General features: G+C 42.0%; 26 protein-coding genes. 1 reads left to right on the plus strand and 25 read right to left on the minus strand.

What is annotated here, in order from left to right; translation table 11 throughout:
* Window positions 1-177 precede the first annotated feature (177 nt).
* The 11 genes from ABE613_RS14405 to ABE613_RS14455 all read right to left on the minus strand — a co-directional run bounded on the left by ABE613_RS14405 (window position 178) and on the right by ABE613_RS14455 (window position 9,733).
* Complete coding sequence (locus ABE613_RS14405) at window positions 178-798, minus strand: metallophosphoesterase family protein (RefSeq protein ID WP_235232869.1); 621 nt, start codon at window positions 796-798, stop codon at window positions 178-180.
* Between the two features lie 6 nt (window positions 799-804).
* A complete protein-coding gene (locus ABE613_RS14410) occupies window positions 805-2,715 on the minus strand; it encodes a BMP family ABC transporter substrate-binding protein (protein WP_347376745.1) in 1,911 nt (636 codons plus the stop codon).
* Between the two features lie 126 nt (window positions 2,716-2,841).
* A complete protein-coding gene (locus tag ABE613_RS14415) occupies window positions 2,842-3,288 on the minus strand; it encodes an RrF2 family transcriptional regulator (RefSeq protein ID WP_347376746.1) in 447 nt (148 codons plus the stop codon).
* Window positions 3,289-3,318: 30 nt separating this feature from the next.
* On the minus strand, window positions 3,319-4,251 hold the full coding sequence (cysK, locus tag ABE613_RS14420; RefSeq protein WP_347376747.1) for a cysteine synthase A: 933 nt from the start codon (window positions 4,249-4,251) through the stop codon (window positions 3,319-3,321).
* Between the two features lie 166 nt (window positions 4,252-4,417).
* Complete coding sequence (gene pdxT / locus ABE613_RS14425; RefSeq protein ID WP_347376748.1) at window positions 4,418-4,978, minus strand: pyridoxal 5'-phosphate synthase glutaminase subunit PdxT; 561 nt, start codon at window positions 4,976-4,978, stop codon at window positions 4,418-4,420.
* A gap of 1 nt (window position 4,979) precedes the next feature.
* Window positions 4,980-5,855, minus strand: coding sequence for a pyridoxal 5'-phosphate synthase lyase subunit PdxS (gene pdxS / locus ABE613_RS14430; protein ID WP_235232864.1), 876 nt, complete (start codon window positions 5,853-5,855; stop codon window positions 4,980-4,982).
* A 119-nt stretch (window positions 5,856-5,974) separates the two neighbouring features.
* Window positions 5,975-6,388 carry an RrF2 family transcriptional regulator gene (locus tag ABE613_RS14435; RefSeq protein ID WP_347376749.1) on the minus strand — a complete coding sequence of 138 codons (414 nt, stop codon included), beginning with the start codon at window positions 6,386-6,388 and terminating at the stop codon, window positions 5,975-5,977.
* An 11-nt stretch (window positions 6,389-6,399) separates the two neighbouring features.
* Window positions 6,400-6,912, minus strand: coding sequence for a GNAT family N-acetyltransferase (locus ABE613_RS14440; protein WP_347376750.1), 513 nt, complete (start codon window positions 6,910-6,912; stop codon window positions 6,400-6,402).
* 28 nt (window positions 6,913-6,940) lie between these two features.
* Window positions 6,941-7,633, minus strand: coding sequence for a tRNA (N6-threonylcarbamoyladenosine(37)-N6)-methyltransferase TrmO (tsaA, locus tag ABE613_RS14445; protein WP_347376751.1), 693 nt, complete (start codon window positions 7,631-7,633; stop codon window positions 6,941-6,943).
* 4 nt (window positions 7,634-7,637) lie between these two features.
* Window positions 7,638-8,468 (minus strand): deoxyribonuclease IV, encoded by an 831-nt coding sequence (locus ABE613_RS14450; protein WP_235232860.1) that lies wholly within the window; start codon window positions 8,466-8,468, stop codon window positions 7,638-7,640.
* 29 nt (window positions 8,469-8,497) lie between these two features.
* Window positions 8,498-9,733, minus strand: a complete 1,236-nt coding sequence (locus tag ABE613_RS14455) for a threonine/serine exporter family protein (protein WP_235232859.1) — start codon at window positions 9,731-9,733, stop codon at window positions 8,498-8,500.
* A gap of 202 nt (window positions 9,734-9,935) precedes the next feature.
* On the opposite strand from ABE613_RS14455, the gene ABE613_RS14460 reads away from it, so the two are divergent.
* On the plus strand, window positions 9,936-11,174 hold the full coding sequence (locus tag ABE613_RS14460) for an amidohydrolase family protein (RefSeq protein WP_235232858.1): 1,239 nt from the start codon (window positions 9,936-9,938) through the stop codon (window positions 11,172-11,174).
* A gap of 59 nt (window positions 11,175-11,233) precedes the next feature.
* On the opposite strand, the gene ABE613_RS14465 is transcribed toward ABE613_RS14460, so the two are convergent.
* From ABE613_RS14465 to ABE613_RS14530, 14 genes are all read right to left on the minus strand, one after another.
* On the minus strand, window positions 11,234-12,772 hold the full coding sequence (locus ABE613_RS14465) for an alanine/glycine:cation symporter family protein (RefSeq protein WP_347376752.1): 1,539 nt from the start codon (window positions 12,770-12,772) through the stop codon (window positions 11,234-11,236).
* A gap of 90 nt (window positions 12,773-12,862) precedes the next feature.
* Window positions 12,863-13,153, minus strand: coding sequence for a YmaF family protein (locus tag ABE613_RS14470; RefSeq protein ID WP_347376753.1), 291 nt, complete (start codon window positions 13,151-13,153; stop codon window positions 12,863-12,865).
* Complete coding sequence (locus tag ABE613_RS14475) at window positions 13,056-13,808, minus strand: response regulator transcription factor (protein WP_235232855.1); 753 nt, start codon at window positions 13,806-13,808, stop codon at window positions 13,056-13,058. The genes ABE613_RS14470 and ABE613_RS14475 overlap by 98 nt, the downstream gene beginning before the upstream one ends.
* Window positions 13,805-15,121 carry a sensor histidine kinase gene (locus ABE613_RS14480; protein WP_347376754.1) on the minus strand — a complete coding sequence of 439 codons (1,317 nt, stop codon included), beginning with the start codon at window positions 15,119-15,121 and terminating at the stop codon, window positions 13,805-13,807. Before ABE613_RS14480 ends, ABE613_RS14475 begins: the two co-directional genes overlap by 4 nt.
* Before the next feature lie 92 nt (window positions 15,122-15,213).
* On the minus strand, window positions 15,214-15,975 hold the full coding sequence (locus ABE613_RS14485; RefSeq protein WP_347376755.1) for an ABC transporter permease: 762 nt from the start codon (window positions 15,973-15,975) through the stop codon (window positions 15,214-15,216).
* Window positions 15,972-16,868, minus strand: a complete 897-nt coding sequence (locus tag ABE613_RS14490) for an ABC transporter ATP-binding protein (protein ID WP_235232852.1) — start codon at window positions 16,866-16,868, stop codon at window positions 15,972-15,974. The genes ABE613_RS14485 and ABE613_RS14490 overlap by 4 nt, the downstream gene beginning before the upstream one ends.
* Before the next feature lies 1 nt (window position 16,869).
* Window positions 16,870-17,073 (minus strand): PLDc N-terminal domain-containing protein, encoded by a 204-nt coding sequence (locus tag ABE613_RS14495; RefSeq protein ID WP_347376756.1) that lies wholly within the window; start codon window positions 17,071-17,073, stop codon window positions 16,870-16,872.
* Window position 17,074: 1 nt separating this feature from the next.
* On the minus strand, window positions 17,075-18,196 hold the full coding sequence (locus ABE613_RS14500; protein ID WP_347376757.1) for a helix-turn-helix domain-containing protein: 1,122 nt from the start codon (window positions 18,194-18,196) through the stop codon (window positions 17,075-17,077).
* Window positions 18,197-18,304: 108 nt separating this feature from the next.
* On the minus strand, window positions 18,305-19,513 hold the full coding sequence (locus tag ABE613_RS14505) for a threonine/serine exporter family protein (protein ID WP_235234261.1): 1,209 nt from the start codon (window positions 19,511-19,513) through the stop codon (window positions 18,305-18,307).
* A 69-nt stretch (window positions 19,514-19,582) separates the two neighbouring features.
* Window positions 19,583-20,374 carry a nitroreductase family protein gene (locus tag ABE613_RS14510; RefSeq protein WP_347376758.1) on the minus strand — a complete coding sequence of 264 codons (792 nt, stop codon included), beginning with the start codon at window positions 20,372-20,374 and terminating at the stop codon, window positions 19,583-19,585.
* A 20-nt stretch (window positions 20,375-20,394) separates the two neighbouring features.
* Window positions 20,395-21,570 (minus strand): 23S rRNA (uracil(1939)-C(5))-methyltransferase RlmD, encoded by a 1,176-nt coding sequence (rlmD, locus tag ABE613_RS14515; RefSeq protein WP_347376759.1) that lies wholly within the window; start codon window positions 21,568-21,570, stop codon window positions 20,395-20,397.
* A gap of 24 nt (window positions 21,571-21,594) precedes the next feature.
* Complete coding sequence (rsmH, locus tag ABE613_RS14520) at window positions 21,595-22,644, minus strand: 16S rRNA (cytosine(1402)-N(4))-methyltransferase RsmH (protein ID WP_347376760.1); 1,050 nt, start codon at window positions 22,642-22,644, stop codon at window positions 21,595-21,597.
* 42 nt (window positions 22,645-22,686) lie between these two features.
* Window positions 22,687-24,057, minus strand: a complete 1,371-nt coding sequence (locus ABE613_RS14525; protein WP_235233833.1) for an MATE family efflux transporter — start codon at window positions 24,055-24,057, stop codon at window positions 22,687-22,689.
* A gap of 37 nt (window positions 24,058-24,094) precedes the next feature.
* Window positions 24,095-24,958, minus strand: coding sequence for an EamA family transporter (locus tag ABE613_RS14530; protein ID WP_235233832.1), 864 nt, complete (start codon window positions 24,956-24,958; stop codon window positions 24,095-24,097).
* Window positions 24,959-25,103 lie beyond the last annotated feature (145 nt).

A 25,103-nucleotide genomic window follows, 5' to 3' on the forward strand; every position in this document is an offset into this window, starting at 1 on the left:
TCATGGGTGCCTACAGGTTCATTATAAGGCAAAAATATGGAATTGTTAAGGTGCAAAATGGAATTTAATCCCGCAAATTTACTGGATTATTTAATAATTGGAATTTAGTTTTTCATTTAAGTCATAAAATAAAGACCTCAGGAAAATTTTCCCAAGGTCTTTATCTCACCAAACATCTTATCTTATATGTTCTTCTGGATGTTCATCCTCAAAATCAAATACGCAACGTTCATATGCATTGATCACATGAGTATCTTGATATTTATCATATCTCTTATGCCTTCTTCCATATGATATATGTACATGCCCATGGATAAAATATTTCGGATGAAACCTTTCCATCAATGTATTAAATACCTGAAAGCCCTGATGTGGCAGGTCTCGTCCATCATTCAGCTGATAAGCCGGAGCGTGGGTGACCAGAATATCAAATCCCCGCCTTCTCAGCAACTGAAACCATAATTTGCTGACTCTGTGCCGCATCCCCCACTCTGTATACTGATGTTCTCCCTCACGGTAACGCATAGAACCTCCCAGGCCCAGGATGCGAACTCCTTTATATACATAGATCTGGTCTTCTATACATATACAGCCTTCCGGTGGAATCTGTTTGTATTTTTCATCATGATTTCCATGGACATATAATACCGGTACAGATGCGAATGTAGCCAAAAATGAAAGATACCTCGGATTCAAATCCCCACAGGAAATAATCAGATCGATTCCCTCTAGCCTGCTTTTATCAAAATGATCATAAAGGGCAGGAGCCTCTTCATCCGCAAGTGCTAATATTCTCATAATATTCTAACCTTTCGTTATATCGATTCCCTGCTGTGAAATAACAGGTCTGGATGCCTCTTGTAACTCCTCTTCTTTTGGAATAGATCCAACGACATTCTCTGCCAGCCAATCCATAGTAAGAATCTCTTCTGGTGTCAGACTCTTATTTGGATTGTTCTGAACCACTCCTTCCTGAGAATAAAGAACTCCTGAAAATGGATTAAATTCTCCTGTACAGATTGTATTCTTCAGAAGATCTACCAGTCTCTTTGTTCCTATCGGAAGATTCTGAGAACAGATAACATCTACTACTCCCGAAGACATCCCCCACCAGTAGTTGATTGCCTGCATCGTTGCCGGATTATCATCATACTTCCAGGTTCCATCCATAATCGTCTGAATCAACTGCTCATAGAATTTACCCCAATGCCATAATGGCATTGCCAGATTGTGGGGAACTTCTCCATCCAGTCGATAAAGCCCAAAATATCGAGACGCTTCTTCCGGTATTACCATATCCTTTCCAGATACGCACATTGGCTGTATCTGTCTGATATTTTCAACAACATTACCTTCTTTCTTCGTTGACCATTCCAGATATACCTTTGCCCGTGGATTGATCATCTTCGCACCCAACGCAAAGGCGTTAATATTGGCTATTGCGCCATATATCGGATAATCTGCTATATAAGCGATCTTATTATTCTCCGCCATTGCTCCTGCTATAGCCCCCATCAGGAATTTTGCTTCATGCATCCTGGCATAGTAAGTTCTGATATACCGATGTGAAGTATTTACTGAACAGCTTAAAATACGAATATCTGGATGTGCAATTGCAGCCTTTACACTTGCCGGTACAAAAGAAGGCGTCGTTGTAAACACGATATTGCATCCCTGCTGTATCGCATCTTCGATGCGTTCCTCTATATTATCCAATGTTGTATTATCATAATAAATTGTACTTACCTCTTCCGGGAATTTTTGCTCCAGATGCATTCTTCCTAATTCATGTGCATAGGTCCACGCAGAAGATGTTGCTGTCTTTTCATAGATAAAGGCTACTTTCAATTTTGGTGCACTGATTGGAAGCAGACGGCTTAAAATAGGTTTTTTCTCCTTTCCTGGATCCATCTTAAGATCCACTTCCTTATCTTCTTCTAACAACTTAAACTCTTCCCAACTCTTTGTGACCAATGCTTTCAATTCACTTGTTGTCTTATCTTTTAATGCTTCATATCCATATAAGGTAATAAACGACAAGAAAGCATCTCCTGCTGTGATTGAAAGTTTCTCCCCGCCTTTTGCAGTATACTCTGCATTGAATCTGGAGTATACAGAATTAAAATCCAATCGGTCTTCGTTATTCCATTCTTCATCTTCACTTTTGCCGACCGCTTCTAATAATTTTGCAAATCTTCCTTCCTCAGAAAACCAGATATAATTAATCTTTGTCTTATCATAAAAATCCATATATTCATAATATATCTTATTTTCTTTTTCCTCTGTACGCTTCGGCACAATACGAGTTACAACTGCCGGGGCAGATACAACGCCATAGAACTTCATGACACTGACGCGCTTATTTCCTTCTTCTACATAGAATTTATTCATATATTCGTAAGCCTTGATAGGTTCACGAATTCCTTCATTTTCATGGGCAGTGCTAAGATGTGCCCATTTAATGGCAAATTCTGTATTTTCTCTCAATATCGGCATAAAATTTGATGCAAATGCTTCGCTTCTTCCATAAGTTTTCGTTCCCACAATCTGATCGACCGGAATCTGAACTAATCCCAAAGGCACTTCAGATAATGTACCTTTACCTGGAAGGATGTCATCCAGCACCTCCAGTGTCGGTTTCAGACCACGAAGCATTCGAGATTGATACTCTTTCTTGCCCATTTTATATGCTTTGATGTATTCTTCTATTGCCATAATATCCTCCTAATAATTAGAAATTATCTTTGATATTAACATCATTTCCAACTTATTATATACCATTCTCTAGAATTTCACCAGTATCCGACTTACATAAAAATAGGAAGCATATGCTTCCCATTTTTATATATAATACATATCCTGACTGTATGCATTATGCTCCTGATATTCTCTTTCAAGATCTGCCAGAGTCAGATTTGTAAGTATATTCTCTAACTCTTGATTTACCTTATCAATGACCAATTGCTGAATAGTAATCGATATTCCAACATTTTTACTGTCTTCTGATATTGATTCACTTTCGAAACGATAATCCCCTTCTAAAGCTTCCAGTATCTCAGACACCGTAATCTTACCGGCTTCTCGGCTTAGGAGATAACCACCCTGCGGACCTTTTACACTTTTTACAATACCCGCTCTGCGAAGTGCAGCAAAAATCTGTTCCAAATATTGTGAAGATAGCCCATTTCTCTCAGCAATACTATTCAACGCCACATGATCTGTTTTTGAATTCACCGATAGATCTATCAAAGCTATAAGCCCGTATCTGCTTTTTTTCGAAAATTTCATATTTTTCTACCTGCACATCTTTCAATTCATCTATTCTGTAAACAGTGGTGTAGAATAATATCTGTCGCCTGTATCCGGCAATAATGCTACAATCGTCTTGCCTTTGTATTCCGGGCGTTTTGCCAGCTGAATTGCTGCTGACAACGCAGCTCCAGAAGAAATTCCCACCAGAATACCTTCATATTTTGCAAGAAGTTTTCCTTTCTCAAATGCATCTTCATTCTCAATCTTGATAATCTCATCATAAACAGATGTATTCAATACCTCTGGAACAAATCCCGCACCAATTCCCTGAATCTTATGCGGACCACCTTTTCCTTCTGACAATACCGGAGATCCTGCCGGTTCCACTGCTACCACTTTTACATCTGGATTCTGAGACTTCAGATATTCACCTACACCTGTAAGTGTTCCTCCTGTACCTACCCCGGCAATAAATGCGTCTACTTTTCCGTCTGTATCTTTCCAGATCTCCGGACCCGTTGTACTTCTATGAATTGCAGGATTTGCAGGATTAACAAACTGTCCCGGGATAAAACTATTTGGAATCTCTTTGGAAAGTTCTTCTGCTTTTTCAATAGCTCCCTTCATTCCTTTTGCCCCTTCTGTCAAAACCAGCTCTGCTCCATATGCTTTCAAAATATTTCTTCTCTCAACACTCATGGTCTCAGGCATCGTCAATATAATACGATATCCCTTTACGGCTGTAATGGATGCAAGCCCAATTCCTGTATTGCCTGATGTTGGTTCAATAATGACAGAACCTTCTTTTAATATTCCTTTTTCTTCTGCATCTTCAATCATTGCTTTGGCAATTCTGTCTTTTACGCTTCCTGCTGGGTTGAAATATTCCAATTTCACCAGAACCGTTGCTTCTAATCCTAATTCTTTCTCAATATTAGCCACCTCTACAAGCGGTGTATTTCCAATCAGTCCTAATGTTCCTTTATAAATCTTTGCCATGTCTCTATTCCTTCCTTTTCTTTATTTTCCGTTTTTCCTACTTATTTAATAGGTTTAATAGGATTATATTCCTACTTCTCATATTTGTCAACTATATTTTATAATTATTTTTTCAAAAGCACAAGAAAACCATCAGAAATATCTGTATATCTCTGATGGCTTTTATCTAAGAAATCATATTCAAAAAATATTGATGCACTTTAAGATCATCTGACAGTTCTGGATGAAAGGCAGTCACTAACTGGTTGTTCTGCCTTGCTGCTACAATCTTTCCGTCTACCCGAGCCAGAACTTCTGCTTCGCCAAAAACTTCTGCTATATATGGTGCACGGATAAATGTCATGGGAATCTCTCCTATCCCCCGGAACTCATCTTCCGTATAGAAACTTCCAAGCTGTCTTCCATATGCATTCCGCTTCACACGGATATCCATAGTTGCCAGATGTGTTGCTTCCTCTTCTATATCTTTGGCCAATAAGATTAATCCTGCACAAGTGCCGAATACCGGCATTCCCGCCAATATCTTATCTCTGATTGATTCATATAAGTCTAAGTCATGAAGTAATTTCCCCATTACGGTACTTTCTCCACCCGGTAATATCAGTGCATCAAACTCTTTTTCCAGATCTTTTTTCTGGCGTATCTCAAAATGATCTGCACCAAGCTTATCCAACATCTGTCCATGTTCCGCAAATGCGCCTTGTAAGGCTAAGATTGCTACTGTCATATTATTTTCCTCGCTCTGCCATAAGAAGTTCAATTTCCTGCTCATTGATACCGACCATGGCTTCACCCAGATCTGTGGACAATTCTGCGATTAATTTTGCATCTGTATAATTAGTCACTGCTTTTACAATTGCAGAGGCCCGTTTTGCCGGATCTCCAGATTTGAAGATTCCGGAACCTACGAACACGCCTTCTGCTCCAAGCTGCATCATCAGCGCTGCATCTGCTGGTGTAGCTACACCGCCGGCTGCAAAATTAACCACTGGAAGTTTTCCATGCTCATGCACATATTCTAACAAATCTACTGGAACCTGTAATTGCTTTGCTGCTTCAAACAATTCGTCTTTACGAAGATTCACAACCCGACGAATCTCCGCATTCATAACTCTCATATGTCTGACTGCCTGAACAACATCTCCGGTACCTGGTTCTCCTTTCGTGCGAATCATAGATGCTCCTTCTGCAATACGGCGAAGTGCCTCTCCCAGATCTCGCGCTCCACAGACAAATGGAACCTTGAATTCTGTCTTATCAATGTGATAAATATCATCTGCAGGAGAAAGGACTTCACTTTCATCGATATAATCAATCTCAATTGCCTCTAATATCTGAGCCTCTACAAAATGACCAATCCTGCACTTCGCCATAACTGGAATAGACACCGCTTCCTGAATTCCCCGAATCATCTTTGGATCACTCATACGAGATACTCCACCTGCTGCTCTGATATCCGCAGGAATTCTCTCCAAAGCCATTACTGCACAAGCACCTGCTGCCTCTGCAATTTTGGCTTGCTCTGGTGTTGTAACATCCATAATAACGCCGCCTTTTAACATCTGTGCCAACTGCTTATTTAATTCATATCTGTTTTCCTTCATTCGATATACTACCTTTCCTATATATTTAATATGTTATATAGGAGTATTATACTTACAATTGGCATTTTTGAAATATCCAGTTTTGCTTTTTTTGTACATGCCACTTTATTATTTTCTTTTTATTTATCTTTATCTTCCATTAGATCTGCCAATGTATAGCGATCTGTATATTCATTGATAACCTTCCACAATCCTTCCCAAAACGGCAATGTTGTACATTCTTCACATCTTGGGCAGCGGTTTGGCTGATCTTCAATACACGCAATTGGTGCCATGCTTCCTTCTGTTGTACGTAAAATATCTCCCACAGTATATTCTTCCGGTTTACGTGCCAACATATAGCCACCATTATTTCCTCGGTAACTTCTTACATATCCGGCTTTTGTCAGAAGCGGCATGATCTGTTCCATGTATTTCAATGTGATATTCTGCCGTTCTGCAATATCTTTTAACCGAATATAGCTTCCCTCATCATGTCTGGCCAGATCAATCATAATTCTTAACGCATAACGTCCTTTTGTTGAAATCTTCACCAAAATCCCTCCTACAGAATTTTCTCAAAAGCAATTCTTGGATCCCCATCTTCACATCCGCCAACTAAACGGATATTACCACACGGGACGAATCCTGCCTTAGTAAGTGCTCTCTGCATCGGAAGATTTCCCGGATGTGTATCAATCCTTACTGCCCGGAATCCGGCCTTCTTCGCCATCTCAAATCCATACTGGAACATCTTTCCGGCAACACCCTTACCTTTAAAGTCATCAGACACACAGACTCGATGCATAGATGCATATTCTCCGTCTGTCAGCCACTTTCCGTCAATCTGCGCATAAGATGGATCTGGAGTTATCTGAAATGCAAATACTCCAGCAATCTCTCCACCCTCCACCGCGAGATATGTACAGCCCTCTTTCGCATCCTGCATCCACACTTCCCTGGAAGGATATCCCTTCTGCCATTGATCGAGCCCCAGACCACGTAATTGTTGTTTTGCCTGTTCTGTAATCTCACACATCTTATCAATATGCTCATAAGAAGCTACTATAAAATCCATACACACCCTCCTAATCTTATATATATATCTATTTAAAATGTTTCTTTATCTCACATACAGTCAACACTTGCTCTCGTACTTGAAATTTAATCTCCATCCCCGCATACTCCATTCCATATACGCGTTCAGGATCTTTTTGATAAGCCGGTCTGGGATCCTGGCTGAGAATCTGTTTCAACACCATTTGTTTTTCCTCAGGAACGATTGCAATCCATTGTTCTGGAATCTCTACTTCAAGTCTATACTCTCTTACTTTCTCCGAGAATCCTCCTCTCGCCATTGGGTAACTGTCTACATAAGGAAGATACGGCTTAATATCATAAATGGGAGTCCCATCCAAAAGATCGGCTCCCTTTACATGTAACACAATTCCTAACCCTTCCATTAATTCTATTTTCTCTAATTCAACACAAGACAGTCCGATAGGATTTGGTCGAAATGGAGAACGCGTAGCGAACACTCCTACTCGCTGATTCCCACCCAATCTTGGAGGTCTTACCGTCGGACTCCATTCCTCTTGCACTGCCTCGGTAAATTCCCACAACAGCCAGAGATGTGAATATCCTTCCATTCCTTTGCATGCATCTGGATTACGATACTCTGGCGTAAAAACAATCTCTGCTTTCGTATCCGCCAGTCCACTCTGGCGGGGAATTCCAAACTTAGACGAAAACTCTGTATGTATATATGCAATCGGTCGTAATGTTAATCCTGCATCCATAAATTCAGCTCAACTTCTCTCTGATCATCTGTATCTCTTCTTTGTGTCCCTGATCATCCAAAGGTGTCTCAAGATAAAAAGGAAGTTCCCTTAATAACGGATGTCTTAATACATGTAGCAGCGTATTCATTCCTATCTCTCCCGAACCAATCGTCGCATGTCGATCTTTGTGAGAGCCAAATGGCATCATACTGTCATTCAGATGAATCGCTTTTAAAAGCTCCAGACCAAGGACCTGATCAAATTCTTCCAGAACGCCATCCAGATCATTGACAATATCGTATCCTGCCGCAAATACATGACAGGTATCCAGACAGATACCAATACGCTCCGGATGCTTCACACCATCACGAATTGCTTTCAGATGCTCGAACCTTGCACCAATCTCTGTTCCCTTTCCCGTCATAGTCTCTAATAGTATCGTGATATTCTCTTCACCGGTAATTGCCTGATCAAGACCAGCAATAATATTCTCTATGCCTGCCTCTATTCCGATTCCGGTATGGCTGCCCGGATGAAATACCATATTCTCAATTCCAAGCGCATCCATCCTGGCCGTATCTTCCCGAATCACTGTGCATGCGAATTCATACACTTTTTCCTGCGCACTGGCAAGATTCATGGTATATGGCGCATGCGCCAAAAGCGGGCCAAACTGATTGTCCCGCCGTATTTTTTGAAATTTTGCAATCTCTTCATCCGCATATGTCTTAAAATTAGAACCTCTGGGATTGCGGCTGAAGATCTGCATAGTATTTGCTTCCATCTCCACCACATTTTCTGCAGTTTTTGCCAGTCCTTTGGCAATCGACATATGCGTTCCAATTGTCAGCATCTATACCCTCCCTATAAGTCACGTATCTTCTATGAACTCTTACTGATATGATATTCTCTCTTCAATGTGCGCATAATTCCCCTTGAAGCTACATCTACAATGATAAAACCAAATGCAATAGCAAGACAGGTTGCAAGTAAAACAACCGTTTCGCTGAATGCCATCTCCATATCCCTGCTCACACATCCATACATCATATAATACAGATTTGGTCCTGGAATCAACGGAAATACTGAAGCTGTCAAAAAGATGGTAGATGGAGCTTTGTTAATTCTAGACATAATAAATGCATAAAATGCCACGAAAATCGATGCTAAGAGAGTTGCCAGAAAATTACTTGGCTCTAACTCGAATACTACAAGATAAATTGCCCATGTAAAAAACGCACCAACACTGGTATATAATACCTGTCTTCCCTTAATCTTGAACCACCATGCAAAACCAGTACATGCAATCGTACAGGAAATCAACTGAATCGGAATACTGTTATTTAAAATAAATCCTTCCAAAGATACGCCATCCAGCAGGAGCATAGCAAGCGCAATTCCAAACGCAATTCCGGCTGCACCTAAAAACGCATTCATGATATTCAAAGATCCAGAGATAAAGTCTCTCTGCAAAAGGTCACGGATTCCATTCGTCACTCCAAGTCCACTGATCAGAAGCATAACAATTCCAATCATAATCCATTCCGCATGGCTTCCAATTCCAAGTCGCACCAGCAGAATGATAATGACCTCTGATAAGAAAGACAGAATCATATTATATACCATAAGATTACTTTCTCTTTTACTCAGCCATTCGCCAACCACTACGATCATCAATGAGACAATGACTGCAACGATTGCATCCATAAATCCGCATCCAAAGAAAACCGCAAATCCGGTTCCACCCATAACTCCTGCAAAATACTTAACAGCAGGATGCTGCTCTTCCCGATTCATAACCTCCAGATACTTTTCGCGTAATTTTTTCTCATCTGGTTTATTCTGACAGACATAACGGGACAAATTATTCAAATAATCTAAACGATCAAAATTAATATCTGTTGATTCAATATGCCGGATCTGAGTGATAATATCCCCTTCCGGTGTTTCCACTGTTATCTGGATATTACTCGGAATTACAAATACATCATACCGTGTAAATCCATAACTTTTACACATTCTGTACAGACTGTCTTCCAGTCTGAAATTCTCTGCACCGCTTTGCAGCATTGCTTCTCCAATATCAAGAATCCCCTGTAAAATTTTGTTATAATTCATAAAACTACCTCAATAACTATAATTATTTTGCATTTGATAAACACCGACATACGAATCATATACACTGATTTTCCAGAAGTCAAGCCATTTTTTTAAACTTTTCATATGATATTTTTTTCACTATTATCTAGTACAAGGATAGCTATTCTTATCAATATGCGTTATAATTATGTCAATAAATAAACAAAGGCAGGGAATTACTATGATTATTAGCGCAAAACACATGATTACCGGCGACGGAAAGACCGTTCTTGAAGATCAGGCGGTTGCCATTGAAGATGGCAAGATCAAGAAAATCGGCACCAAAGAAGAACTCATCGCAGAGTTTCCTGAAAAAGAAGTAAAGGATTATGGGGATGCAACGCTCTTACCAGGACTTTGTGATATGCATGTGCATCTTGGCTACTGGTTTTCACAGCCGGACAGCTTCAATTACAACGATCAGCTGATCACATTATTTGCAGTCCAGCATGCGCAGTCCGCTTTTGAACGCGGCATCACCAGTGTACGTGATATGACATCTGCAAGAAAACTGTGTGCGACTTTAAAATTAGCCGCAGAAAAGGGATTTATCACGATTCCAAGAATCACGCATGTTGATAATGGAATGTGCATGACCGGTGGCCATGGATGGGATGATGATATCGCACAGGTGGATGGACCTTGGGAGATTCGTAAAGAGATTCGTCGTCAGGTGCGTGACGGTGCTGAATGGATCAAAATCCTCACAACCCACCGCAGCCACATTCCAGAATATACCCAGGAAGAACTGGATGCAGCTGTCGATGAATGTCACAGAAGAGGAATTAAATGTGGAATTCACGCCGGAACACAGCCAGGTATCCAGATGAGTATTGATGCTGGATTTGATACCATTGAGCATGGTACCTTTATGACCTATGAACAGGCACAGCAGATGGCTGAAAAGGGACTTGCATGGACGCCTACAATCATGGCTTATACATATCTGTATGAGATTACCAAGAAGAATCTGGAAGAATGTGCCGGCAAACCGGTCAATGATCCAGTCATGCAGAAAGAAATGGCCAACTGGGAATATTTCGAACCAGCATACAAGGCTTACCGTGATAATTTCAAGAAATTTTACGACACAGGCGTAACCGTTCTTGCCGGAACCGATATGGTAGTCTATGGTTCTCCTTTGCTGCCACTTCCTAGAGAGCTGCAGTATATGGTGGAATATGGAATCACACCAGTTCAGGCCATCCAGACTGCAACCTCCAATCCTGCAAAAGTGCTTGGTTTTGAAAATGAACGCGGATTGGTCAAAGAAGGCTTGGATGCAGACCTCCTCGTGGTCGGCGGTGACTTAAGTAAAGACATTACTCTTCTAAACGATGTCAAACTGGTAACTCTTGGAGGAAAAAGAGTATTTGAAGATGGCATCCGTTATGTAGGAACACAGAATATGTTCATGTAATTAAAAAATAGCTTTCTCAAGGTTCCATTCCCTGAGAAAGCTATTTTACATTTTAAGTATCATTTCTCTGCCCGTTCATCCCAGAACGTACAGTCTGTTCTTCCAATCACTTCCGAAGTAAATGGCGTCCCATCATTTTTCTTATAATGCTTTGTAGCACGAAGCACATATTTCGCTCCCACATAGACGATCGGAACGTTGAAGAACACGATCAGGATATTTCCAAGATCCGAAAATGCCCATAAGTTTCCCAATTCCAGACCGGCAATATTACACAGAATACCAAATGCTGCTACAAAAAGTGCAATTCCTCTGACTACATTAATGAAGCCTTTATCCTTACGGATTCGATTGGCTGCAATCTCAGAGAAGCTGATCATTCCCAGAAGACAGGTATATGCAAACATGCAGAAACACAATGTAATCACAAAGGTCACCAGTGCATTGGCTGCTGTTCCCGGTGTCAGTGTCGCAATAGACTCTGTAAACTTCGGAAGCTTGTCAAGTTCTGCCCAGGCCGCTGCATCCGGTCCATCCCAGCAGTGCGCCATAACTACAACAAACCCTGAAAGTGTGCAGATCACGATGGTATCCAGGAACACCCCGATAGATGCCAGGATACCCTGTTCACATGGATGCTTTGCGTCAGAAGCGGCTGCAGACATGGTGATTGTACCCTGACCAGCCTCGTTCGACATCAATCCACGCTTCACACCTTGTGCCAGGACGGTTCCGAACATTCCGCCAAAGAACGCTTCCGGCTTAAACGCACCGCCAAAAACTGCACGGAAGAAATACGGAACCGAACCAAGATTTAAGAGAATCAGTATCAACACCGTTATGATATAAAGTACCGCCATTACCGGAACCATCTTATCCGTCCACTTGGTTACTTTCTTAATTCCGCCAAAAGCTATGACAGCTGTCAATACAATGATCAACGCTCCCACTGCATAATAAAATGCAGAATCTGTCGCAATCGTTGCTCCTGTTACGATCTCAGCCATTCTTCCCACAGAGGATACCACGTTGAATCCCTGTGCCGGCAGACAACAGAGGGCATATAAGATATAAAGCACGGATAGGAACACTCCAATCCAGACTTTATTTCCCAGAAGTTTTCTTCCATAGAATGGAAGCCCTCCGATAAATTCATCATTTTTCTTCTCTTTAAAGATCTGCGCCAGCACACCTTCCATGTAAGCCACTGCCATTCCGAAAAATGCAGATATCCACATCCAGAATAGGGCTCCCGGACCTCCCACCGCTATGGCACCTGTAACTCCGATAATATTTCCCGGTCCTACACGCATGGCAGAACTTAACAGGAACGCTGCAAGTGGAGAGATTCCGGTATCAACCTTCCTCTTCTCCGTCATAATCTTAATTCCCTTTTTGAAATAGGTCACCTGCATAAAACCGATTCGGAAACTGAAAAAAATTCCAGAGCCCAAAAGCAATATGATTGCAAATGAAAAATTTCCAAGAAGCGGAATCGATGAATACCACTCAAAATTCGTTGGGAAATCCCACAGAAAATCCGATAACGGACCTACAAAGGCAAAAATCCCATTAATTGATTCAAAAATCCCCTGCATACACTAGCCTCTCTTTCGTTTTTTTCATTGTATCAAAAAAGTACCCTGTGGTAAAGATACCCTGGAACACTCCGGAGCATCCAGATTTCATTATTTACACTTAAAGTCTGTCGGACTGTCAATCAATGTTGCAGTCTGAAATTCATGCTTGTGGTTATCCTCTTCTTCGGTACAATCCTTGATAAAATGAACATGTTTTCCATTTCCCACGTCAATCGCACCCGTAGTTTTGCCACAGAATTCATGAAAATATTCATCGGAAAAAGGTATCAGAATTACAGGCTCAGATTTCTCCTGCCACCAGGAACTCTCTCCTATATTGAGACGGTGTGATTCCTTCCGCTTTCTTGAACACTTTTGTGAATACCCGGTAGTCTCCATATCCCGTCTTCTGTGCAATCTCCGCAATCGGAAATGAAGTTGAGAGCAATAGCTTCTTTGCTTTTTCCATCCGAATATTGGTCAGATAGGCAAGAAATCCTACTCCAATCTCATTCTTAAAAAGCTGGCTGATATATTGTGGGTTCAGGTGAAATTCTTCGGCAAGAACGGAAAGGCTCACCTCTTCTTCCAGATGTTCCTGCAGATACCGGGTAATCCCTATGATTACGCGTTCCCCTTGTTCTTTCGGCTCGTGTTCCTCTGCCATCCGCTGTTCATACAGAGAGATTTTCAGATTGTCTATACAGATACCGAATTCCTCATAATCTACTGGTTTAAGAATATAGTCCGTAATCTGCAGTCTGAGTGCCTGCTGACAATAAGAGAAATCATCATATCCTGATACGATCACATAAGCGATCTTCGGATGCTTGATGCGGCTGACCTGAATTACTTTTAGTCCACTCATAATAGGAATATTAATATCCATGATTACAATATCCGGGCGCAATGCATCAATCTGGGCTAATGCTTCCATGCCATCTGCTGCCTCGCCTACTACTTCACAGTCATGTGCTTCCCAATCAAACAATCGCTTGAAGCCTTCCCGAATCATAATCTCATCATCTACCAGCAATACTCTCAGCTTTTTCATCTCGCACCCTTCCCTTCATCCATGGTCAACAACAGATGTGCCGTCACACCTCCTGTAATATTCTCTGTATACCATAATCCACATTCTCTGCCACAGAGCAGTTTGATCCGCTTCTGAACATTCAAGATACCGATACTGTTCCCTTCCAGCTTCGGGGCCTGCTTATCATAATGTCGAAGTAAATCCTCGATTTTCTCTTTCTTCCCTTCTGCAAAACCACTGCCCGTGTCAGACACCTGAATCTCCATAAACGATTCCTTCAGTTTTGATCTTTGAGCGGAGATCTTCACTTCTCCCCGATATCCCTTATTTTTCAATCCATGCAGCAAGCTGTTTTCCACAATCGGCTGCAGGATAAAATTCGGAACCAAAACACCTCCGAGATTCGGGTCAATATCATAATTGCACACCAGTTCCGGATACCGATAACACATCAGATCCATATATGACTCCAACAATTCCAGTTCATCATCTAAGGCAACCATCTGACGATCTATCTTTACACTCAGGCGGAAAAAGTCTACCAGCCGCATCAGAAGATCGGCAACCGGCTTATCATGATTCAATTGTGCCTGAATACGGATCGTATCAAGAGTATTATAGAGAAAATGTGGATTGACCTGACTTTTCAGGTATAGCATGGACATCTTCTGCTCCGTCAGTTCTGCCCGGAGGATGTCTGGATTCTCCAAAGTCAGATAAAAAGACATGGTCATTAAGGTAAGCCCCATACCGCTGATCAGCCAGGTCGGATTGACTGCTTGCAACAGTGATACGCATACCTCAATTACAAGGGCTGCACCGATGGCAAACTTCTTTTTCCGGTCAATCTCTCTCCAGTTAGACAATAACATCCATACACACAGGAGAAGATAGAATGCCATGCTGACATAGCATACATTTGCATGGATTCCATCGGAATAATTCCCCTTCTCTGTAACGGCATAGTGAACCGGCAAAAGCATCGCTCCCAATTCAGCCACCACAAGATAGATTCTTGCTGCCAGGTCAAAATTCCGAGGCTTTCCGGTCTCTTCTTCTACCAGTATCGCAATATACTGATAAAACAGATATACAATCAGCACCATCGTTCCGATGAAAAACCGATGCAGAATATCATTCAACGTCAACGGTACCGTTTCCAGATGATTCACCGTATAGATCGTAACAGCATCAAATACCAGATGAATCTGAATCACAACCAGCAGGATTGAAAATGTCCGATGCAGCATTGTATGTTTTCTTCCCGCCGAAAAATAAATCATAGCCACAAAAAACAATATCAGTAATAAGGCAATTTCCATTCGCAGCATACTCATTCACCCCTTTACTGATATTGTAACCGAGACCGCTTCTCAAAGATAGCAGAAAAATGCAGAAAAATGTGTTATTTTTATAGAAAAGGTCATAACTGCTTTTTATGAAAGCAAATACAAGACATTACCAGAAATAATACAGCCATTCCCACAGCCACTGCCAGACTCACATAATAATCTTCTGGTTTTGCACCGCCCTGAAGCAATGTCATTCCATCCATCAATTTTGTTGGCAGATAATCCTGTAATTGTGGGAACATGCCTATAAAATATACCCCCAGAGCAATTGCACCCGTTCCCAGCAGAACCTGAGTATTGCTGTCACATATCGCAGAAAAAAGTATCAATACTGCAATGACCCATAGACCAAATCCCCAGTAACAGACAGCGCCAAACCAAAGATGCTCTGCGATGCTGTTGTCCCAAAAATACGCATTATATCCATATGTGATTCCATAACAGAGAGTATACAGTACTGTCCACATTCCAAACAGCATCACCGCTTTCGCCAGAAGAATCTTTCCCCGTGACAGTCCTTTAGTCACCACCGGAATCAATGTTCCTCTCTGATATTCTGTGGTAAATATTCCACTGCACATCAACACATATATGATCAGTCCGATGGGGATGTTCTTATAGAATTGTGTCCAGGAAGACATTGCATCTATCTTAACATCTGTAAGCAAAAAGCCTGCATCCGCCAGAGAATCTGACATCATCTCCATCATCCACGGTGTAAGCTTCGCCATAGCAGGATTCATAATCCCAAACAAAATAAAGATCAATAACAACATCCACACACGACCCATACGAATAAGCTCCATCCATTCCTTTTTCAAAAATGCCATCATTTTCCAATCACCTCCATGAACAGATCTTCTAATGTCGGTTCCCTTCGTTCTATGCGCAGAACAGGCATCTTCTTATCTGCCAGAAAATGCAGTATATCTGGTAATTGTTCTGGATTCTCCAACAGCAGACGATGAGAGCCGATTAATTTCAGAAACGGAAATGCCCTTCGAAGTTTTTCAATCCCTTGCCGATCTTCCATCTCCAGTTCTGTTCCTGTAGCTTTCCGTATCTTCCGTACTTCTTCCATGGTTCCCTGAACAGCAATCTTTCCGTCATGTAGAAATGCAAGCTCATCACAGATGCGCTCCACGTCAGAGAGAATATGGGTAGAGAACAGCACTGTTGTCTGTTCTTTTGCCTCCACCAGAATATCCAGCAATTCTTTACGTCCGACCGGGTCAAGAGCCGAAGTCGGCTCGTCACAGATCAACAACTTCGGCCGGTTCAAAAGTGCCTGGGCAATTCCAAGTCTCTGCTTCATCCCACGTGAGAAGCCTTTAATCCGACGTTTCTCTTCTGCCAGCCCTACCAGTTCCAGTAATTCCTGGCTGCGGTTTTTGATTTCCTTTGTCGGCATACCTGTAATCTCGCCACAGAATCTCAAATATTCCCGAGACGTCATAAAGGAATAGAGCTCCGGTACATCAGGTAGATAACCGATAAAACGATTGGTCGCTGTATTGCCATACCTCACCGGCATTCCATTCACCTCAATCTCACCGCTGTCGCAGGCCAGAAGCCCCAGGATCAGCTTCATAGATGTGGTCTTTCCAGCTCCATTTTGTCCAACGAATCCAAAGACCGTATGCTCCGGTACATGAAGGCACACATCTTTTAACACCTGTTTTTCTCCAAAATGTTTTGCAACATGAGAAAGTGTCAACATATCCATATCAACTATCCTCTTTCCCGAGAAGGAAGTATAGAATTGGTCCGATAAATTCCATACCGACAATCGCAACGATCATCCACAGAACACGGTTCCCTCTCTTATAAGTCTGATGTGTCAAAATATGATGAACAGTATAAATAAACAATACAAATTCTACAATGACAAGTGGTATAATAAATGGTAATAATTCTTGAACCTCTGGCATATTATTTTCCTCCTTTTTCCATATGGTGAATCATATTTTGATATTCTTCCATGTCTTTTAGTACTGTAAACGCAGGATGCGACAATGCCTGCACTACATTCTGTCTGACAAATGCTCTGTCCCTTGGCGTCTGGTCTCCAAGTGGAAGCTGCTCAATCCACTCCTCCAATCGATCAAAGTAAGCATCCCCATGAAGAAACACCTGCTCACTCTCCAGAAGTGAACATACACATTGCTCAAAATGCTTCAGTTCTTCCAATGCTTCTTCTCTCTTATCTTGAACCGCATAGACAACTGCCATCTGATAATAACATTGGGCCGCCTGATTCGGGTGAAGCTGTTCTAACTGATACAGCTTCATCATTCCTTTCATACGCCGTATCGTCTCTTCACATCGTTTCATATCCTGCATGTACAGGGATAGATCTGACATTGCTGTATTCACCAGCTTTAACATAGAAAGATACTGTCGGATCTGCGTATAACTTTTCGCTTTTTCCAGTTCTCCTGCCATCTGGTATGCCTGTATCAGAAGCATATCATTTTGTTCCGATATCTGAAACGAATCTGCCACAGGTTCCAGCATTTCAATAACTTCTGCCATATTACCCATCTGAAGTTTTATTACTGCCTTCATAGATATGGCATCGTTACAGATACCGACATCACTGCACCGTTCCAGAATCCGGTCACAGATTACCACTGTTTCCCGCAGGATCTGCTGTCTTTCTTCTTCCGTCTCTGCCAGCATGAAGTGATTCAGATGCAAGACACATACCTGCATAAGGAACGGATAACAGGAATAATATCGATGAGTCAGTTCCCGGACTTTATCCATCGCTTCCTGAAACGGCATTTTTGTAAAATTGTTCGTAAGCTCCAGATAACAACGGCGGATCTGCTCCTTAGACATCTGCGCTTCGTACCCCATCAGTTCATCTACCGTCACATCGAACAGCGCTGCCAGCTGCGGCAGCAACATGATATCCGGTGTACTCTGCTGATTCTCCCATTTTGACACCGAAGCTTTTGTAACTCCTATAAAATCCGCCACCTCTTCCTGCGTCATTTTCCGCTCACGCCGCAGCCGGACTATATTGTCTGATAAATGAAATCCATACATAAAAAATTCGCCCTCCTTACTATATATAGTATCAGAGGACGAATGACGCTTCAATGGAGCCATACGATACTTTATGAAATTAAATCAACCAACAGGAAACTTTTCTGGTTAACGTTTTTTCTCAAACACATAACGTGTCGCAATCTCTACAATCAGGAATCCAAATGCAATCGCCATGCAGGTCTGTCCCAGTAATATCGTCTGTTCTCTTGCCATCACATAATCTGACTGCACGATTCCATGCATCATATAGAATAACGTTGCTCCCGGTATCACGGGCATAATAGATGTTGTAAGAAAAATGGTAGCCGGAGCCTTATGTATTCTGGACATTGCATAGGCATATGCCGCCACAAAAGTCGCTCCTGCCATGATGGCTGGCAGATTATTTCCATAGAAATGAATCACCAGCAGATAACAGCCACAGTTAACCAATCCTCCCACGCCTGCCCAAAAGGATTGTCTGGGTGCAGCCCGGAATACCAATGCAAATCCCATACTGGCCACACCGCAGGATATCAGCTGCACCACCACACTTGGCGCAATATACATCTCATAGATGTTACCCTCAAATAATAACATGGCAAGACCTGTCCCACATGCAATTGCAACCGCACCCAGACAGGCATGAATAATATTCAGGATCCCTGAAATATATGCACGGTCCAGAACATCCCGGATTCCATTTGCCACACCCAGTCCACTGATCAGAACCATATTCAATCCTAATATAATCCGATCCGGATGATGACCCAAGCCGAATTCTGCTGCCAGAAAAACTGCCGCCGATGACAGGAATGCAATGATAATATTGTATACTACAAGGTTATTCTCCTTTTTATCAAGAATATCTCCCAGATAAACTTCCACCAGTGTACAGATTACAATACCGACACAACTGTCCACAAAATCACAGCCAAAGTAGACACCGAATCCGACACCACCCAAGATTGCCGCCAGATAGCGAAAATAGACCGGCTGTGGCTTTCGGTTCATGACTTCCTCGTATTTCTCATGAATCTCTTCCACTGAAGGACGATTTTTACAGATATAACGGGACAGATTATTCAGATAATCCAGTCGGTCATAATTGAATCCCGTCTTATGTACCCTTCGAATCTGTGTGATATACGATCCTCCTACTGGTTTGATTGTTGCCTGGATATTACTCTGAATCACGAACACATTGCACTGTTCGACATCATAACTTTCCATCATACGATAGATACTGTCCTCTGCACGATTCGTCTCCGCACCACATTTCACCATTTCTTTTCCTATATCCAAGACCTCATTCAGCAAAGCTTCATAATCCATAACATTCCTCCGACCATAACAACTAATATTCATAGCTATTATAGCCTATCTCTGCCAAAAGCAAAATACTTATTTCCAGATAACATTCGCCTTTTTCCTTGGTGCGGTCCGAACATAGTGTACATCTGGATAGCCAAGCAGCATACATGCTTTAATCGTTCTATCCTCAATACCCAGCCATTTTTTTAATTCAATATTAGCATTCGCAATCCTTGCCAGATATCCATTATATAGCGTGCCCAGTCCCAATGTCTCTGCCATAGTCTCCATATTCTGAGCGGCCAGTCCGGCATCCAGCGGCCATTCAGAAGTAATAAACACTACAGCCGGCGCATTCCTGAACAAAAAGTCATCCTCTGGATTCGCTTTTCTTCGCCGATTAAAAGCTACAAACGGAAGTAGCTCTCTCGCTATAGTTTTCTTTTCCTGCTGTTCCAAGCCATTAATATAATCCCAGACCATGGACTTTAATTGTTCCAGTTCTTCCTGAATGAATATAAAACAACAATCCTGATTATTTTTTGCTGTAGCTGTATATCGTCCCGCCTGCGCCAATAATTCCATTTTACACTGTTCTACTCTCTCTTGCTTATAATTACGAATACTTCTTCTAGACTTAATACTTTGAAGCAATTGCTCTGAATCTAATTGAGAGTTCTCTCCTTTGCATGACTCAACATCTTCCATCTCATATTCTGGTATAGACACAGCTCCAACAGGGCAGATTGCTACGCAATGTCCACATTGAATACATTCTTTTTTAATGCTCGCTTTGCCATCCTTAATCTCAATATTCGTAGCAAGACAGTCCACACTACACATCCCACAGCCAATACATTTCTCCAAATCAATTTTTATCATGAAAATACACCTCTTTCTATCTATCTTTTACCTGCTTTAGACATCAAAACCACGTTCTCAACATGGTCACAGAACGGGAACATATCAACCGGCTGTATCTTCTCCACCTTATACCCATGCTTCACCATATATTTCAGGTCTCGTGCCAGTGTCACCGGATTACAAGATACATACACAACTTTCTTCGGTCCCATCTGCGCAACCGATGACAGGAATTTCTCATCACTTCCGGCTCTCGGAGGATCCATGAATACAACATCCACCTTCTGGTGCTTTTTTGCCATATCTACCATGAACTTTCCTGCGTCGCCCTGACGGAATTCTATATTGTTCATCTGATTCTCTTTGGCATTCATCTTAGCATCCCGCACCGCATCCTTATTCAGTTCTATCCCCAGGACATGTTTTGCCTGCTTTGCTGCCACCATACCGATAGTTCCGATTCCACAATATGCATCGATTACGCTTTCTTTTCCCTGAAGGCCGGCATATTCCATGGCGGTCTGATACAGGACTTCTGTCTGTACGGGATTGACCTGATAGAAAGACTGTGGGGAGATACGGAAGGTACATCCACACAGCGTATCCCGGATAAATCCCGGTCCATAGATAACCTTTTCTTTTTCTCCCAGTACCATACTCGTCTGCTTATCATTAACATTCAGAATGATTGTGGTGATCTCTGGATGTTCCTTCCGAAGCGCTTTGATGAAATTATTCTTTGACGGAAGTATTGGTGAACCCAGTACCAGAATAACCATGATCTCCCCTGTCTGGAAACCTCTTCTGACCATCACATGTCGAAGAAGTCCATATCCGGTATCTTCATCGTACGTCTTAATCTTAAAGGACTTCAAAAGATGCCGGATCGTCCGAATGATCTCCTGACTCTTTTTATCTTCGATCATACAGTCTTCCACTGCAATCACACGGTGCGTATTGGCCTGATAAGTACCGGAAATAATATTACCGCGTCTGTCCCGGTCAAAAACAGCATGTACTTTATTCCGATAATAATATGGATCTTTCATGCCGATGATCGGACTTACTTTACAGAATTTCTTCAGAAGCTGTTCTTCCTGTTTCTGTTTCCTTTTCAACTGTTCTTTATAAGGCATTCCCTGATATACACATCCTCCACATTTCTTTGCCACCGTGCATACAGAATCTTGTTTTTTTACTTTCTTTTCTTCCATGTATTCCCCTTATCTCTTCCCCTTCTATGCCCGTATTGCCCAACGCATCTTTGTAGAACGTGCACGAGGGTTTCTTGCACATTCTTCTGCGGAAGGACGAATCACATCGTTGGCAATGTCACTGTAGATTCCCATTTTTTTGAAATTTTTAAACGACTTCTTCACAAGACGATCTTCGCCTGAATGGAAGGTAAGTATTGCCACTCTTCCTCCAGGTGCAAGTACATCCGGCAGTTTTTCCAGGAATTCATATAAGACCTCAAACTCGCGGTTTACATCAATGCGCAATGCCTGAAATGTTCTCTGACATGCTTTTTTCACGGCTTCTTTCCGTTCATTTTCCGGGAGAAATCTCAATGCTTCTTCAATTGCTTCTTTTAGTTGAATCGTTGTCTCAGGACATTTTCCTTTTCGCCTCCAGGACATAATTGTCTTGGTAATCTCTTCTGCATATGGTTCATCCGAATTTTCTTCCAACATTCCTTGCAGCTCTTCATCTTCTACTTCCAGCAGTCGTTCTGCTGCGCTGATTCCCTTTTCTGGATTCAGCCGAAGATCCAACGGTCCTTCGAATTTATAGGTAAATCCACGGTCAGGATTGTCGATCTGCATGGATGATACACCGAGATCCGCCAAAATGAAATCAAATTTTCCCACTTCTTCTGCCACTTTATCAATCTCAGCAAAGTTCTGAAGGCGAACCGTCAGAATATCTTCTCCATAACCGGCCTTTCTCAGCCGTTCTGTTGTTTTCACAGACTCAATCGGATCAACATCCAGAGCATAGATATGCCCTTTGCCATCTAGGCATTGTAACATCTGCTGCGTATGTCCGCCGTAACCCAGTGTTGCATCCAGGCCCTTCTGCCCTGGCTGAATCTTGAGGAAATCTAAGATTTCCTTTACACAGATTGAAATGTGCATCCCTGCCGGAGTACTACCCTTTTGGATAACCTTTTCAATCGTATCTGCATATTTTTCTGGATTCAGTTCTTTGTATTTCTCACTATATTTTTTTGGATGTGTCCCGGAATAACGGGGACGTCTCTTATGAACCTTTTCCTGCTGTTCCATGCGTAGGCTCCTTTCCTTCATAACATCTGTGATTTATTGCTGTTATTTTACTTTATTCTGCTCAATCTGTCTATTGCCCTCTACCTTTTTCGCAATCTGTCTGACACACAGATAACATGTTGGTATGATATAACAGCATGCGGTAATCCATGCGGATTGGTCTGTGAAGCAGATTGCTGTATAGCCAAAGCGTTGAACGAACCCCAGACTTACGATACACCGGGCAAACATTTCCGTAACTCCGGAAAAAACTGCCCGTCCAGAATATCCTAATCCTTGTGTGCTCATACGGCACACGTTCAGAATTCCCAGACTCCAGTAAAAATATCCCATGCAGCGCAGATACTTCGCTGCTGCGTCTAATACTTCCACCTCTTCTTTGCTGATAAAGATCATGGATAAGTTCCGTCCTTCAAATATCAACAAAAGTCCTACCAGGCCTCCATACAATACACCAACTGCCGCAGTCTGCAGAATTCCTTTTCGGATACGGTCTATCTTGCCTGCTCCCAGATTCTGCCCACAGAATACGGAGGCGGCTGTTGCGAGAGCATCAAATGGGCACATAGTGAATTGCTTGATCCTTACTCCTGCAGTAAATCCTGAGACACAGACGCTTCCTAAGCCATTATTTGCTGACTGCATGACCATACTTCCAATTGCCGTAATCGAATATTGTAATCCCATCGGAATTCCCATGGCCAGAAGATTCTTTGTAACTGCACCATTCCATCGACAATTCCGGTGTGATAACTTCAGAACTTCCACACGTTTCCATATAAATACCAGACACAAAATACCGCTGACAGCCTGCGCAGTTATGGTCGCAGCCGCTGCACCGGCACATCCTAAGCCAAGCACCATAATACAGAATAAATCCAGCAAAATATTCAATCCTGTGGAAATCGCAAGAAATACAAATGGCGTTCTGCTATCTCCTACTGCCCTCAAAATGCTGGACAATAGATTGTAGAGTAACGTAAATGGAATTCCCAGGAATATAATCAATAAGTACTGATATGCATTCTCATAGATATCCTCCGACACCGACATGATGTGCAAGATTTTCGCACACAAAAGTGCGCAGACCGTTGTGATGATACATGCAAAAAACACGGTCAAGACAACTGCGTGGAAAATATATTCCCTCATCTTCTCTAATTTCTCAGCGCCAAAGAACTTCGCTACCGGCACACTGAACCCTGCACAGATCCCGATACAAAAACCAAGTACCAGGAACTGCACGCTGCTGGATGCTCCTACACTGGCCAGCGCTTTTGTTCCCAGTACCCTTCCTACAATCGCAGCATCTATCAGATTATATGTCTGCTGCAACAGATTGCCAATTAATAGCGGAACGGCGAACTGTAAGATCAATCTTAACGGTCTGCCTTCCGTCATACTTTTTGTCACAATCATTCATCTCTTTTCTCAATCAAATCATTTGGCTCTATCCCACCAGCATTACCAGTGTTCCGCCAACAATACAAAGCAGCCCAAAGAGAGCCTTTTTCGATAATTTTTCTTTAAATACAATATAAGAAAATATAATAGAAACTACAATACTTAATTTATCAATCGGTACGATCAGGCTGGCTGGTCCAGTCTGTAAAGCCCGGTAATAGCACAGCCAGGAAGCACCGGTTGCAAAACCGGACAGCACAATATATCTCAGCTCTTTTCGGTCCAGATACCTTACATCGTTCTGCTTTTTTGTCACAAACACAACCACCCATGCCATAATCAATACGACAATCGTTCGAATCGCAGTTCCAAGGTTCGAATCCACTCCAGTAATGCCGACCTTTCCCAGAATAGAGGTCAGACTGGCAAAGACTGCTGATAACAGCGCATAAAAGAACCAGCCTTTTCCTTCTTTTTTCGGTTCTGTCGTTTCCTTTTTTTGGATCATCAGCCAAGTTCCAACACCGATTCCTACAATTCCCATTAATTTATAGATACTAACCGGCTCTCCCAACAAAATAAATGCCAGGATGATCGTAAGCACCGTACTAAACTTATCGACCGGAACTACTTTATTGATATTTCCAATCTGTAATGCATGAAAGTAACATAACCAAGAGGCACCGGTAGCTAGGCCTGACAATACCAGAAACAATAAATTTTTCAACGATAATGTAGTTAATTGATTCTGAGAGCCGACAACAAATACCATCAGCCAGGAGAATATCAATACTACAAATGTACGAACTGCCGTAGCCACATTGGAATCTGTCTTTTTAATTCCACATTTTGCTAAAATAGATGTGATGCCAGCAAAAAAAGCCGAGCCAACTGCAAATCCAAGCCACATCTTTTCTTCCTCCTATGTATCTTTATAACTTCTCGGAATCTTCAGCCCTGATTTTATAAGGCTTTCCGACCCTTATCTCAAAAAATCACCCACTTTTTTGCAAAAAACGCTTGACAAATCGCTCAAAATTTGCGGCGAAGCCGAT

This window comes from Dorea chungnamensis, assembly GCF_039832125.1.
Classification (GTDB): domain Bacteria; phylum Bacillota; class Clostridia; order Lachnospirales; family Lachnospiraceae; genus JAFBIX01.